Source organism: Cellulosimicrobium sp. ES-005 (assembly GCF_040448685.1).
In the GTDB taxonomy this organism is placed as follows: domain Bacteria; phylum Actinomycetota; class Actinomycetes; order Actinomycetales; family Cellulomonadaceae; genus Cellulosimicrobium; species Cellulosimicrobium cellulans_G.
In genome coordinates, this window is record NZ_CP159290.1 from 2,459,701 (window position 1) to 2,473,287 (window position 13,587).

A 13,587-nucleotide genomic window follows, 5' to 3' on the forward strand; every position below is an offset into this window, starting at 1 on the left:
CGCGCGGCGCGTGTGGGTGGGCGCGACGACAATGAGCGGGTGACCACGGACCCGCTCGCGCGCTTCGCCGCGCCCACGCGCTCCTGGTTCTCGGGCGCGTTCGACGCCCCGACCGCCGCGCAGGCGGGGGCGTGGGACGCGGTGTCGAGCGACCGGCACGCGCTCGTCGTCGCCCCGACCGGGTCGGGCAAGACGCTCGCGGCGTTCCTCTGGTCGCTCGACCGGATCATGGGCGCGCCGAGGGCCGGCGAGGAGGTCGCCCGGGAGCACCGCTGCCGCGTCGTGTACGTGTCGCCCCTCAAGGCGCTCGCCGCCGACGTCGAGCGCAACCTCCGGTCGCCGCTCGCGGGCATCCGGCAGGCGGCGGTGCGCCTCGGGCTCGAGGTGCCGGACGTCGTCGTCGGCACCCGGACGGGCGACACGCCCACGAGCGAGCGGCGGCGCCTCGCGACGCACCCGCCGGACATCCTCATCACGACGCCCGAGTCGCTGTTCCTCGTGCTGACCTCGCAGGCCCGTGCGGGTCTCGCGGGCGTCGAGACGGTGATCGTCGACGAGATCCACGCCGTGGCGGGGACCAAGCGCGGCGCACACCTCGCCGTGTCCCTCGAACGGCTCGACGCCTTCCTGGAGGCGCAGGGCCGACCGCCCGCGCAGCGCGTCGGGCTCTCGGCGACGGTCCGACCCGTCGAGGCCGTCGCGACGTTCCTCGGCGGCCACCGCCCGGAGGCGGAGGCCGGGCGCGAGGTGGTCGTCGTGCAGCCGCCCGCGAGCAAGCGCATCGAGGTCGACGTCGTGGTGCCCGTCCCCGACCTCGCGGACCTCGGCACGGCCGCGCTCGTGCCCGACACCTCGAGGCGGACGGCGGCGGGGGCAGACGATCCCGGTGGTCGTGACACGGCGCCGGGGACGACGACCGACGGCCTCCCGCCCCTGCCCCCCGGCGAGCCCGACCTGTCGGGTCCGGCGACCTCGCGACCCACCGGGGCGCCAGACGTGCGCCCGCCGCGGCCGTCGGTGTGGCCGCACGTCGAGGAGCGCGTCGTCGACCTCGTCGCCGACCACCGCTCCACGCTCGTCTTCACCAACTCGCGCCGAGGCGCCGAGCGGCTCACGGCGCGCATGAACGAGGTGTGGGCGGAGCGTCAGGGCGAGGACGTCCTCGACCCGGGGACGGTCACCGCGGCCCAGGTGCAGGCCCAGTCGGGCGCGAGCTCGGGCGTCGAGCCCGTCATCGCCCGCGCGCACCACGGGTCGATGAGCCGCGCCGAGCGCACGCGCACGGAGACCGAGCTCAAGGACGGACGGCTGCCCGCGGTCGTCGCGACGTCGAGCCTCGAGCTCGGCATCGACATGGGCGCGGTCGACCTCGTGGTGCAGGTCGGCGCCCCGCCGTCGGTCGCGTCCGGGCTCCAGCGCATCGGGCGCGCGGGGCACCAGGTGGGCGCCGTCTCGCACGGCGTCGTGTTCCCCACGCACCGGGGCGACCTCGTGCCGTCGGCCGTCGTGGCCGAGCGCATGCGCACCGGGGGCATCGAGGAGCTGCACGTGCTCGCGAACCCGCTCGACGTGCTCGCGCAGCAGGTGGTGGCCATGGTCGCCGTCGACGAGTGGACGGTGGCGGAGCTCGCGACCGTCGTGCGCCGCAGCGCGCCCTACGCCCACCTGGGCGACGCGTCGCTGCACGCGGTGCTCGACATGCTCGCGGGACGCTACCCGAGCGAGGACTTCGGCGAGCTGCGCGCACGGATCGTGTGGGACCGCGCGTCCGGGCGGATCACGGGTCGTCCGGGGGCGCTGCGCCTCGCCGCGACGAGCGGCGGGACGATCCCCGACCGCGGGATGTACGGCGTCTTCCTCGCGACGGACTCCGGGACCGTCGCGGGCGACCCGGACACCGCGGGCGGCCGGGCGCCGCGCGGCGGGAAGCGCGTCGGCGAGCTCGACGAGGAGATGGTGTACGAGTCGCGCGTCGGCGACACGTTCACGCTCGGGTCGAGCACGTGGCGCATCGAGGACATCACGCCCGACCGCGTGCTCGTGACCCCGGCGCCGGGCATCCCGGGGCGCCTGCCGTTCTGGAAGGGCGACTCGCCCGGCCGGCCCGCCGAGCTCGGCCGCGCCCTCGGTGCCTGGGTCCGCGAGACCGACACCCTCGCGGCGGACGACCACGACGCCGCGGCCGATCGGCTGCGCTCCGCGGGGCTCGACGCGTGGGCGAGCGACAACCTGCTCGCCTACCTCCGCGAGCAGCGCGACGCGACCGGCCGCGTCCCGGACGACCGGACGGTCGTCGTCGAGCGGTTCCGCGACGAGCTCGGGGACTGGCGCGTCGTCGTGCACTCGCCCTACGGGGCGAAGGTCCACGCCCCGTGGGCGCTCGTGCTCGCCGCGCGGCTGCGGGAGCGGTACGGCGTCGACGCCGCCGCGATGCACGCGGACGACGGCATCGTCCTGCGCCTGCCCGACACCGGGGACTCGTGGCTCGAGGGGTCGAGCGACGGGACCGGCGGGCTCGGCGGCGACGCGCCGGTCGTCCCCGTGGAGGACCTGCTCCTCGACCCCGACGAGGTCCTCGACGCGGTGCGCGACGAGCTCGGCGGGTCCGTCATGTTCGCGTCCCGGTTCCGCGAGGCCGCGGCGCGTGCGCTCCTGCTCCCCCGGCGTCGCCCGGACCGCCGCCAGCCGCTGTGGCAGCAGCGCCAGCGCTCCGCCCAGCTCCTGTCGGTCGCGTCGCAGTACCCCGAGTTCCCGATCGTCCTCGAGGCCGCGCGCGAGTGCCTGCAGGACGACTTCGACGTCGCGGCGCTCACCGACCTCATGCGTGACCTCGCCGCCGGGCGCGTGCGCCTCGTCGAGGTGACGACGCCGACGCCGTCGCCGTTCGCGCAGTCCCTCCTGTTCGGGTACACGGCGCAGTTCCTCTACGACGGCGACGCCCCGCTCGCGGAGCGGCGGGCGGCGGCGCTGTCTCTCGACCCGACGCTGCTCGCCGAGTTGCTCGGCGGGGACGGCGTCGCGGCCCAGCTCGCCGACCTGCTCGACCCGGCGCAGATCGAGCGGACCGAGGCGGAGCTCGGCGCGCTCGCGCCGGAACGCCAGGCCCGCCACGCCGAGGACGTGTGGGACGTGCTGCGCCGCGTCGGCCCCCTCACGGACGCCGAGGTCGCGGCCCGCACGCGCGAGGACGTGCGCGCCGGCGCACAGGAATGGCTCCGCGAGCTCGAGGCGGCCCGGCGCGTGATCCGCGTCCGGCTGGCGGGCGTCGTCCCCGAGCGGGCGGTGCAGTGGGCCGTCGTCGAGGACGCCGGGCGACTGCGCGACGCGCTCGGCGTCGCGCTGCCCGTCGGCATCCCCGAGGTGTTCACCGAGCCCGTGCCCGACCCGCTCGGCGACCTCGTGCGGCGCCACGCGCGCACCCACGGACCGTTCACCGCGGCGGACGTCGCGGCGCGGCTCGGCCTCGGCGTCGCCGTCGTGGCGCAGACGCTGGAGCGGCTCGAGGCCGCCCGGATGGTCGTCCGCGGTCGCCTGCGGCCGGAGTCGATCGGGGGCACCGGCGACGACTGGTGCGACGCCGAGGTGCTGCGCGTGCTGCGGCGCCGCTCGCTCGCCGCGCTGCGCGCGGAGGTCGAACCGGTGGCGTCCGAGACCCTCGGCGTCTTCCTCCCGCGGTGGCAGGGGCTGGGTGCGCTGCGCGGGGCAGACGGCCTCCTGCGCGTCGTCGAGCAGCTCTCGGGGGCCGCCGTGCCCGCGTCGGCGCTCGAGACGCTCGTCCTGCCGTCGCGGGTCACGGACTACACGCCGACGATGCTCGACGAGCTCACGACGACCGGAGAGGTCGTGTGGTGCGGCCACGCCCCGCTGCCCGGCTCGGGCGGGGGCGACGGGCTCGTGAGCCTCCACCTGGCCGAGTGGGCGCCGCTCACGCTGCCGGACCCCGGTCCCGCGCCGGAGACCGGGCTCCACGCGACCCTCCTCGACCTGCTCGACGGCTCGGGCGGCTACTTCCTCCCGCGGCTCGCCGAGCGGGCGGGCGCCGAGGTCGGGCCGACGCTCGAGGCGCTGTGGGACCTCGTCTGGTCGGGGCACGTGACCAACGACGGGCTGGGCTCGTTGCGCGCCCGGCTCGGCACGGGCGGTGGTGCGCACCGCGCCCCCCGGGCTCCCGCGCGCGCCCGTCCGGTGGGGCGCGGCCGGTTCGCGGGCCTGCGGCCGCCGACGTCCCCGGACACCACGCTGCGCGGCGGAGCGGGCCGCTGGTCGGCGCTGCCGCGGCGCGAGACCGACCCGACCCGGCGCGCGCACGCGCTCGCGCGCGTGCTGCTCGACCGGCACGGGGTGCTCACGCGCGCCGTCGCCCCCGCCGAGGGCGTCGCGGGGTCGTTCCGCGCGGTGTACCGCGTGCTGAGCGAGCTGGAGGCGACCGGGGCGGCGCGGCGCGGGTACTTCGTCGAGCACCTCGGCGGTTCCCAGTTCGCGCTGCCCGGCGCGGTCGACCAGCTCCGCACCGACGCCCAGGACCGTGAGCGGGCGATCGAGTCCGCCGCGGCCCGTGGGTCCGGCACCGGGCCGGACGGCCTGCCTCGGCCGCGTCCCGACGACGGCACGTCGCGCGGGGGCCCTCGCCCGGGCGCGGTGCTCCTCGCGGCGACCGACCCCGCCAACCCCTACGGGGCCGCGCTGCCGTGGCCCGCGCGACCGGCCGCGGCGAGCCCGGGGCCGGGCACCGCGGCGGCCGCGCCGGCCGGCGGCGGAGCGCCGTCGGATCGTGCGGCGACCGGTGCCGAGGCGTCTCGCGGGCACCGCCCCGGGCGCAAGGCCGGGGCCGTCGTCGTGCTGAGCGACGGCGACCTCGCCCTGTACGTCGAGCGCGGAGGACGGTCGGTCCTCTCGTTCGTCGACGGCCCGCGGCTCGCGGAGGCGAGCGCCGAGCTCGTCCGCGCGGTGCGCGCGGGCCGGCTCGGCAAGGTCGTGGTGCAGCGGGTCGACGGCGTCGAGGCGCTGGCCGGGGCGGGCACGACGGCCACGTCCGCCGACGAGGCGGTCCGTGCCCTCCTCGACGCCGGGTTCCGCGCGACGCCGCGCGGTCTGCGGGCGGCCTGACGTGGCACCCCTGCGATCACGACCCGGTGGGAGCCGGGGACGCCCGCCGAGCATCGGGAGGGACGGCCGTGCCCGAGGGTGACATCCTGCGGCTCGTGTCCGCGCGTCTGGACGAGGCGCTCGCCGGGCGTGTGCTGGTGCGCGCGGAGCTGCGGTGGCCGACCGCCGCGGAGGTCGACCTCACGGGCCGCACGGTCGTGGCGAACGTCCCGTACGGCAAGCACCTGTTCACGCGGCTCGACGACGGTCGGTCGCTGCACACGCACCTGCGCATGGAGGGGTCGTGGCGGATCGCGCGCACGGGCGCCCGGGACGCGCGCGCCGCGGAGCCGTCGGTGCGCGTGGTGCTCGCCAACGCGTGGTGGACGGCAGTCGGGAACCGCATCGGGATGCTCCACGTGCTGCGCACCGCCGACGAGCGGACCATCACCGGCCCGCTCGGCCCCGACGTGCTGGCCGACGACTTCCCCACGGAGGGGGTCGCGGAGGCCGTCGCGCGCCTGCGAGCGGATGACGCCGCGGGCGGCACCGGACCACGGCACCGGCCGGGCCGGGAGAGGACCGGCGTCCCGGTCGCGGAGGCGCTGCTCGACCAGCACCTCGTCGCCGGCATCGGCACGATCTACACGGCCGAGTCGCTCTTCGCGGAGCGGATCTACCCGTGGACGCCGGTCCGGGACGTCGAGGACCTCGCGGGCGTGCTCACGACGGCACGAGCGCTCATGCAGCGCACCGTCCGGCACGGGTTCGACCCCCGGGCCGGCGTCGTGCGTCACGTGCACGCGCGCACACGAAAGGCGTGCCACGTCTGTGGCACGCCTGTCGCAGAAGGTACGGCGAACGAGCCGCCGTACGAACGTCCGGTCTTCTGGTGTCCCTCGTGCCAGGCGCCGCCCGCGAGCGGGTGATCGCGGGCGTCTCTGCCCGGCACCTGCTCCGGGGCGGCCCCGGCGTGGACCGTCAGCCGACGGGCTGCAGGTCCTCTCGTCGTGCGGTGCCGTCGGGGTTCTGCCGCCCGAGGACCGCGGTCGCGAAGTCTGCCGGGATCGTGTCCGGGATGAGCAGACCCTCGGCGACGGCGACCCGGTCGCTGACCTCGCGCAGCACCAACGACATCGGGATGTCGAGCGCCTCGCAGATCGAGCCGAGGAGCTCCGACGACGCTTCCTTCTGACCGCGCTCCACCTCGCTGAGGTAGCCCAGCGAGACCCGTGCGGCGGAGGACACCTCTCGCAGGGTGCGCCCCTGTCGCTGGCGAGCGTCTCGCAGCACGTCCCCGATCTCTCGTCGAAGAACAATCATCTGGCGACCCCCTTCCGTGTCCCGTGCGCCCCCGGGAGCCGGTGAGGCCCCCACCGGGGTGCGCGTACTGCTCGTGCCGGTCTTCCTGTTCACTGCCCCGCGTGACGGGGTCGTCCTACCGTACCCCGCCCGCGGTCCGCTCACGTCTCCGGTGCGGCGTGCCGGACCGGCCGTCGGCGCGTTGTCCGTGCGGCCCACCGGTCGGTTGACGGTCCTGTTGGCGATCACGTGCTGTGCAACGTCCCGACGTGGGGCCTTGTTCCCGCACCCCGCCGCCCGGCGAACCCCCCGCGGCACGTTCACGACCTCTCCACCTGCACCTCCCGGACCGGGCTCTGCGGGCCGCTCGGGCGACCACGGTTCACCCGCGGATTTCACCCTGCCGGTCCGCGGAGGGCCGGTCCTCCGTCACCGCGCGCGCGAGGTCGACCGCCGCCGCGACGGTCCCGGCGCGGACCGCCGCGCGCTCGCCGTCGAGGTGCAGCCGCCGTACGTGCGTCCCGCGGGGCCCGCTCGCCGCCACGAACACCGTGCCCGGTGGTCGGCCGTCCTGCGGGTCCGGTCCCGCGACGCCCGTGGTCGCGACCCCCACGTCCGCGCCGAGCACCTCCCGTACCCGCTCCGCCATCTGGCGCGCGACGTCCGGGTGGACCGCCCCGTGCGCGGCGAGGAGGTCGCCGTCGACCCCGAGCACCGACTGCTTGACGTCCGTCGCGTAGGCGACGACCGCGCCGCGGAGCACGCGCGACGCGCCCGGGACGTCGACGATCGTCGCGGAGAGCAGCCCGCCCGTGAGCGACTCGGCGGTCGCGAGGGTCCACCCGCGCGCCTCGAGCGCGGCGAGGAGGCCGACGACGTCCGGTCGTGCGACCAGGGGCCCCGCGGCCTCGACGTCGCGGGCGGCCCCCGTCATGACGCCGACGCGGCGCCCGGCGTCGCTCCGCGCTCGGCGAGGCGGGCCGCGCGGATCGCGTCGCGCCGCAGCCGCCAGCCCTGGTAGGCGTACTCCACGCCCGTCACGACGGTGACGAGGATCGCCGCGGCGAGCACCACCCACGCGACGACGCCGATCCACGCGGGCAGGTGCGCCAGCGGGAGGAGGAAGAGCGTGATCGCGACCGTCTGGAGCACGGTCTTGAGCTTGCCGCCGCGGGACGCGGGCATGACCGCGTACTTGAGGACCGCGAACCGCAGGAGCGTGACGCCGAGCTCGCGCGCGAGCACGACCACGGGCACCCACCAGGGCAGCACGCCGAGGGGCCACGCGAGCAGGACGAGCGCGGTGCCGACGAGCAGCTTGTCCGCGATCGGGTCGAGCAGCTTGCCGAGGTCCGTGACGAGGTCGTACCTGCGCGCCAGGTAGCCGTCCAGGCGGTCCGACGTCGCGGCGAGGACGAAGATGCCCGTCGCGACCAGCCGCCACGTGACGGACTCCCCGCCGTCGACGAGCAGCGCCCACGCGAAGAACGGGACGAGCAGGATCCTCGCCATGGTGACGAGGTTCGCGGAGTTCCACGGCGAAGGGACGGCGGTGACCACGCCACCAGCCTAGGGGGTGCTCAGGGGTGCCCCGACCGGCGACCGCTCGTCGCGGCGCCGATCCCGGGGCCGCTCCGGTCCCACCCCGTGCGCCCTCAGCGCCAGCCTGACTCCACGTCCGCCCCGTCGTGGTAGTCCGTCGCCACCGGCGGCATGTGCCCGTCGGTGCCCTCGCCGTAGTCGTGCCCCGTCCCGCCACCAGGCGCCGCTGCGGACGCGGGGGCCTGGCCGTCGAAGACGTCCTGTGCCGGCTCGCCGCGGATCAGCGCGAGCGCGGACGGCAGCTCCTCGGGCGAGACGAGGACCTCGCGCGCCTTCGACCCCTCGGAGGGGCCGACGATCTCGCGCGACTCGAGCAGGTCCATGAGGCGGCCGGCCTTGGCGAACCCGACGCGCAGCTTGCGCTGGAGCATCGACGTCGAGCCGAACTGCGACGTCACGACGAGCTCCGCGGCCTGCAGCAGCAGGTCGAGGTCGTCGCCGATGTCCTCGTCGATCTGCTTCTTCGCCGCGGCCTGCGTGACGTCCTCGCGGTACACCGGCTTGAGCTGGCCCTTGACGTGCTCGACGACGGCGTGCACCTCGGACTCGGAGACCCACGCGCCCTGGACGCGCATCGGCTTCGCCGCGCCCATCGGGAGGAAGAGGGCGTCGCCCTGGCCGATGAGCTTCTCGGCGCCCGGCTGGTCCAGCACGACGCGCGAGTCCGCGAGCGAGGAGGTCGCGAACGCGAGGCGCGACGGCACGTTGGCCTTGATGAGGCCGGTGACGACGTCGACCGACGGCCGCTGCGTCGCGAGGACGAGGTGGATGCCCGCGGCGCGCGCGAGCTGCGTGATGCGCTGGATCGACGCCTCGACGTCGCGCGGCGCGACCATCATGAGGTCGGCGAGCTCGTCGACGACGACGAGCAGGTACGGGTACGTGGCGATCTTGCGCTCGGAGCCCGGCAGCGGCTTGACCTTGCCCGAGCGCACGGCGGCGTTGAAGTCGTCGATGTGCTTGTACCCGAACGCGGCGAGGTCGTCGTACCGGGCGTCCATCTCGCGCACGACCCAGTCGAGCGCCTCGGCGGCCTTCTTCGGGTTGGTGATGATGGGCGTGATGAGGTGCGGGATGCCCTCGTAGATCGTCAGCTCGACGCGCTTCGGGTCCACGAGCACGAGGCGCACCTGCTCGGGCGTCGAGCGCATGAGGATCGACGTGATCATGGAGTTGATGAAGCTCGACTTGCCGGCGCCCGTCGCGCCCGCGACGAGGATGTGCGGCATCTTGGCGAGGTTCGCGACGACGTAGCCGCCCTCGACGTCCTTGCCCACGCCCATGACCATGGGGTGCTCGGTCCGGCGCGCCGCCGACGAGCGGAGCACGTCGCCGAGCACGACCGTCTCGCGGTCGGTGTTGGGGATCTCGATGCCGATCGCCGACTTGCCGGGGATCGGCGCGAGGATGCGCACGTCCGCGCTCGCGACGGCGTAGGCGATGTTGTTCGAGAGCGACGTGATGCGCTCGACCTTGACCTTGGGGCCGACCTCGACCTCGTACCGCGTGACCGTGGGGCCGCGCGTGAAGCCGGTGACCTTCGCGTCGACCTCGAACTGCTCGAAGGTCTGGGTGAGCGCCTCGACGACCCGGTCGTTCGCGGCCGAGCGGACCTTGTGCGGCGCGCCCTTCACCAGGGAGTCCTCGTTCGGCAGGAGGTAGACGGTGTCGCCCTCGAGCATCGGCTGGACGCCGCGCGGCAGCGGGCTGCTCGGCGGGGGCGGCGGGACGCTGCCCGCGCCGTCGCCCGGGGCGGGGGCGACGGCGCCCATCGCGGCTGCCGCGGTGTCCTGCGCGAGGCCCTGCCCGACGGCGGGCACCGCCTCGGTCGGCGCGGTGCCGGGTGCCGGGTCGTCGCCGCGGCGCTTCTTGCCCCGGCCGCGAGGGGAGTCGTCCTCGTAGTCGAGGAACGCCGCCGTCTCGAACGCCTCGTCGCCCGAGAACCCGCCCTCGGGCTTCTCGATCTCGGCGGCCTCCGCCGCGCGCTGCGCCTTGGTCTTCCGGGGCTTGCGCGGGCGACGACCCGCCGGCACGTCCGTGCCGTCGTGACGCGAGACGCCCTCCGCGAGCGCGAGGCCGTCGGCGTCCAGCTCCTCGTCGTCCGCGCGGTGGTTGCCCGTGAGCACGTCGTAGAGGCCGCGCAGCCGGCTCGGGATCCGGTGCACCGGGGTCGCGGTGACGACCAGCAGCCCGAAGAACCCGAGCAGCAGGAAGATGGGCACCGCGAACCAGGGCGTCAGGCCGGTGGTCACGGGCGTCGCGGCGAGGTAACCGACGATGCCGCCCGCGTCCTGCACGGCCTCGAACCCGTCGCGCGGCGCCGGGAGGTCCTCGGAGATGTGCACGAGCGAGCACACCGACACGACGATGAGGGTGAGGCCGATCGCGACCCGCGAGTTCGCCTGGGCGCGCTCGGGGTGGCGCATGATGCGCACGGCGAGCCAGAGCAGGAGCACGGGCACCGCGACGCCCGCGAGGCCGAACGTGCCGGCGACGACGCCGTGGACGACCAGGCCGAACGTGCCCTGGATGCCCCACCACTCGCGGGCCGCGACGACGACCGCGAGGGCGATGAGGAAGAACGCGACGCCGTCGCGCCGGTGTGCCGGGTCCAGCTCTCTTGCTCCCTTTCCGATGGTGCGCACGAGCGCTCCGAGGCCGTGCGCGGCGCCGAGCCAGACCGCCCGCACCGCGCGGACGGGCCACGGCGGACCCGACGCGGGGCGCCGCGCGGGCCGGCGCGTGCCGGAGGAGGAGGACCGCCCGCGACCGGTACCGGCGCGCGACGTGCCGCGGGCCGAGGACGAACCGCCGCGCGCCGAGGTGCGGGGCGCTGGCGTGCGGTTGCTCGCGGTCCGACGTGCCTGCGGGGACGTGCGGGTCGCCATAGTGGTCCTAACCTACCTGCGGGGGACGACACGGACGCGGACCCGGCGGCGCGTGTCCCGGCCGGGACGCGACCGGGCCACGACCCGTGAGCGACCACCCGTGACGAGGACCGGTGGCGGACGAGGACCGGAGGCACCGTGCACGAGCCCACGCACGCCGGGCGACGCGACGTACCGAGCGACCGACCGAGCGGCCCACCGGCCGGCCCGGACGGCATCGCGCCGCTCGGGGCGACCACCGCGCCGCGAGCGCGCGACCTCGTCGAGGTGGCCCCCGGCGTCTGGGTCGCCACGGCGGAGATCTGGACGACGACGTCGACCGTGGTCATCGCGCCGGACGGCGACGCGCTGGTCGTCGACCCGGCGGTGACGGTCGCCGAGGTCGAGGGGCTCGCCGCCGCGGTCCGAGCGCGCGGCTGGCGCGTGACCGCCGGGTTCGCGACGCACCCGCACTGGGACCACGTGCTGTGGTCGCCCGCGCTCGGCGACGCGCCCCGCTGGGCGACGGCGCGCACCGCCGACGCGACGCGGCGGCGGCGGGCCGCGGTCCTCGCGTCGGCCGACGCCGCCGCACCCGGCCACGACCCCGCGCTCGTGGGGACGCTCACCCCGCTCCCCCGCGGCGCACGACGGGTCCCTTGGCCCGTCACCGCGCCGGAGGGCCCGGGGCCCTCCGGCCTGGGCACGGTGACCGTCGTCGAGCACGACGCCCACGCACCCGGCCACGCCGCTCTCGTGGTGCGCACGCCGCACGCGAGCGTGCTCGTGGCGGGCGACATGCTCTCAGATGTGGAGGTACCGCTCGTCGACACCGACGCCCGGGACCCCGTCCGGGTCTACCGGGGCGCGCTCGACGCGCTCGAGCTCGCCGCGCGCGACGTGGACGTGCTCGTCCCCGGCCACGGGAGCCCTGCCGTCGGTCGCGCTGCGGTCGCCACGCGCTTCGCGGCCGACCGCGCCTACCTCGACGCGCTCGACGCGGGGGTCCGGCAGGGCACGGCCGTGGACGACCTGCGGATCGCCGGGTACGTCGCCGGGTGGCACGCCGACCAGCTCGACGCGCTGCGCTCCCGCTGACGCTCTCACGGCCGCCGACCGGCCCGTGGTCGTCGGGGCCGCCTCAGTCGTCGAGCCCGAGCTCCGTGGACCGGGCGAGCGCCGCGTCGAGCGCCTGCTCGTCCGTGACCAGGCGGTGCAGGTGCCGGGCCGCGGCATGCAGCGCGTCGAGGTCCGACCCGTAGACGCTCACCATGCCGCCCTCGGGGTCGAACCCGACGGCGTCGAGGACGCTCGGCTCGTGGTCGGTCAGCGTTGCCTGGAGCGCGCCGGAGAAGTCGTACCCGGAACCCTCGACGCCGCGACGCTCGAGAGCGTCCCGGTGCTGGTGCCACTCCGGCCCGCCGGGCGAGTAGATGACGCTCCATCCCTGGGCCTGGGTCACGAGGCGGACGGGTTCGAGCGGGGCGAAGTCCTCGGCGGTGGTCATGCGGGAACCGTAGCGGTGACCACCCACGACGCCGCAGCGGACCTCCGGGGACGCCGGCCGAGCCCGGGATCCGCCGTCGTCACCCGAGGAAGAGCCCGATCGCGAGCGTCACGACGCCCGAGGCGAGGACCAGCCCGCCGGCCGGGAGCAGCACGACGGCCCGGTTCGGCGCCTCGCGTCCCGAGCCCACGGCGGAGAGGAAGAACCCGGCGGGCAGGAGGATCGCGGCGACGAGCACCCCGGTGGCCGCGAGCCACCGCCAGAAGCCCGTGAGGTCGGTGGCCTCCGCGAGCAGCAGGCACACGAGACCCAGGACCACGAGCACGCCCGCGTGCGCGTGCCCGGCGCGGAAGAAGGACGTCTGGAAGCCCGTCGCCGGCACGCGCCGCGTGACGACCTTGACGAGGAACGCGCCGCCGGACTCGATGCCGACGACCGTGAGCAGGACGATGCCGGCGGTGATGCGGGCGGCGTCGGTGAGCTCGAGCACGGGAACCTCCGGGGTGGGACGGGCAGGACGACCCGGGCACCGCGCGCCGCCCGGGTTTACGAACACTGTTATAGAACACCGTTCGCATACGCGGGTCAAGCCCCCTAGACTCGTCGCGTGGCACGCCCCCGACTGCACGACGACGCGCTGCGCGACCGCCTCCTCGACGTCACGTCGCGCGCCCTCTCCGAGCACGGCGAGGGCGCGGTGACGGTGCGGTCGGTCGCGGTGGCCGCCGGCACGAGCCCGTCAGCGGTGTACGCGCTCTTCGGCAGCCGCGACGACCTCGTCGCCGCCGTGTCCGCCGAGGGCTTCCGGCGCTTCGCCGCCCACCTCGCAGCGGTCGAGCGGACCGACGACCCGGGAGCGGACCTCGCCGCCCTCGGCCGCGCGTACCGCGCCTTCGCGCTCGCGGACCCGCACTTCTACGCCGTGATGTTCGCGCGCGGCGTGCGGCCCGGCGCGGACCGACCCCGCGCCGTCGAGGAGGCGACCTTCCTCGTGCTGCGCGACGCCGTCGCGCGCCTCGTGCCCGACACGGGGGCCGTCGACGACGTCGCGCTCGGGCTGTGGGGCCTCGTGCACGGCCTCGTCTCGCTCGAGCTCGCCGGCCTCGTCCCCGGCGACGACGCGGAGCGCACCGCGCGCTACGGCGCGACGCTCGCCGCCGTCGGCCCCGGGCTGGTCCGCAGCGCCGGGACGTGACGACCCCAGCCCCGAGACGTGAGAAGTGG

10 protein-coding genes are annotated in these 13,587 nt (G+C 76.1%); 4 read left to right on the forward strand and 6 right to left on the reverse strand.

Going from position 1 to position 13,587, the window contains the following annotated elements; all coding sequences use genetic code 11:
• Positions 1-39 precede the first annotated feature (39 nt).
• Both ABRQ22_RS10790 and ABRQ22_RS10795 read left to right on the forward strand, forming a co-directional pair.
• Positions 40-5,106 (forward strand): DEAD/DEAH box helicase, encoded by a 5,067-nt coding sequence (locus ABRQ22_RS10790; RefSeq protein WP_353706737.1) that lies wholly within the window; start codon positions 40-42, stop codon positions 5,104-5,106.
• Between the two features lie 68 nt (positions 5,107-5,174).
• The gene (locus tag ABRQ22_RS10795) at positions 5,175-6,014 is read left to right on the forward strand and encodes a DNA-formamidopyrimidine glycosylase family protein (protein WP_353706738.1); all 840 of its coding nucleotides are present in this window, start codon (positions 5,175-5,177) and stop codon (positions 6,012-6,014) included.
• Positions 6,015-6,066: 52 nt separating this feature from the next.
• On the opposite strand, the gene ABRQ22_RS10800 is transcribed toward ABRQ22_RS10795, so the two are convergent.
• The 4 genes from ABRQ22_RS10800 to ABRQ22_RS10815 all read right to left on the reverse strand — a co-directional run bounded on the left by ABRQ22_RS10800 (position 6,067) and on the right by ABRQ22_RS10815 (position 10,877).
• On the reverse strand, positions 6,067-6,408 hold the full coding sequence (locus ABRQ22_RS10800; RefSeq protein WP_024840578.1) for a helix-turn-helix transcriptional regulator: 342 nt from the start codon (positions 6,406-6,408) through the stop codon (positions 6,067-6,069).
• Positions 6,409-6,769: 361 nt separating this feature from the next.
• Complete coding sequence (locus tag ABRQ22_RS10805) at positions 6,770-7,321, reverse strand: CinA family protein (protein ID WP_253051324.1); 552 nt, start codon at positions 7,319-7,321, stop codon at positions 6,770-6,772.
• Positions 7,318-7,947 (reverse strand): CDP-diacylglycerol--glycerol-3-phosphate 3-phosphatidyltransferase, encoded by a 630-nt coding sequence (gene pgsA, locus ABRQ22_RS10810; protein ID WP_253051323.1) that lies wholly within the window; start codon positions 7,945-7,947, stop codon positions 7,318-7,320. The genes ABRQ22_RS10805 and pgsA overlap by 4 nt, the downstream gene beginning before the upstream one ends.
• A gap of 95 nt (positions 7,948-8,042) precedes the next feature.
• Positions 8,043-10,877 carry a DNA translocase FtsK gene (locus ABRQ22_RS10815; RefSeq protein ID WP_253051322.1) on the reverse strand — a complete coding sequence of 945 codons (2,835 nt, stop codon included), beginning with the start codon at positions 10,875-10,877 and terminating at the stop codon, positions 8,043-8,045.
• 138 nt (positions 10,878-11,015) lie between these two features.
• On the opposite strand from ABRQ22_RS10815, the gene ABRQ22_RS10820 reads away from it, so the two are divergent.
• Positions 11,016-11,954 carry an MBL fold metallo-hydrolase gene (locus ABRQ22_RS10820; RefSeq protein ID WP_353706739.1) on the forward strand — a complete coding sequence of 313 codons (939 nt, stop codon included), beginning with the start codon at positions 11,016-11,018 and terminating at the stop codon, positions 11,952-11,954.
• Positions 11,955-11,997: 43 nt separating this feature from the next.
• Here ABRQ22_RS10820 and ABRQ22_RS10825 read toward each other — a convergent pair whose 3' ends face one another.
• Both ABRQ22_RS10825 and ABRQ22_RS10830 read right to left on the reverse strand, forming a co-directional pair.
• Positions 11,998-12,363, reverse strand: a complete 366-nt coding sequence (locus ABRQ22_RS10825; protein WP_353706740.1) for an Imm51 family immunity protein — start codon at positions 12,361-12,363, stop codon at positions 11,998-12,000.
• Between the two features lie 79 nt (positions 12,364-12,442).
• Positions 12,443-12,853, reverse strand: coding sequence for a hypothetical protein (locus tag ABRQ22_RS10830; RefSeq protein ID WP_353706741.1), 411 nt, complete (start codon positions 12,851-12,853; stop codon positions 12,443-12,445).
• Between the two features lie 117 nt (positions 12,854-12,970).
• Between ABRQ22_RS10830 and ABRQ22_RS10835 the strand changes: the two genes are divergently transcribed.
• Complete coding sequence (locus tag ABRQ22_RS10835) at positions 12,971-13,558, forward strand: TetR/AcrR family transcriptional regulator (protein WP_353706742.1); 588 nt, start codon at positions 12,971-12,973, stop codon at positions 13,556-13,558.
• Positions 13,559-13,587 lie beyond the last annotated feature (29 nt).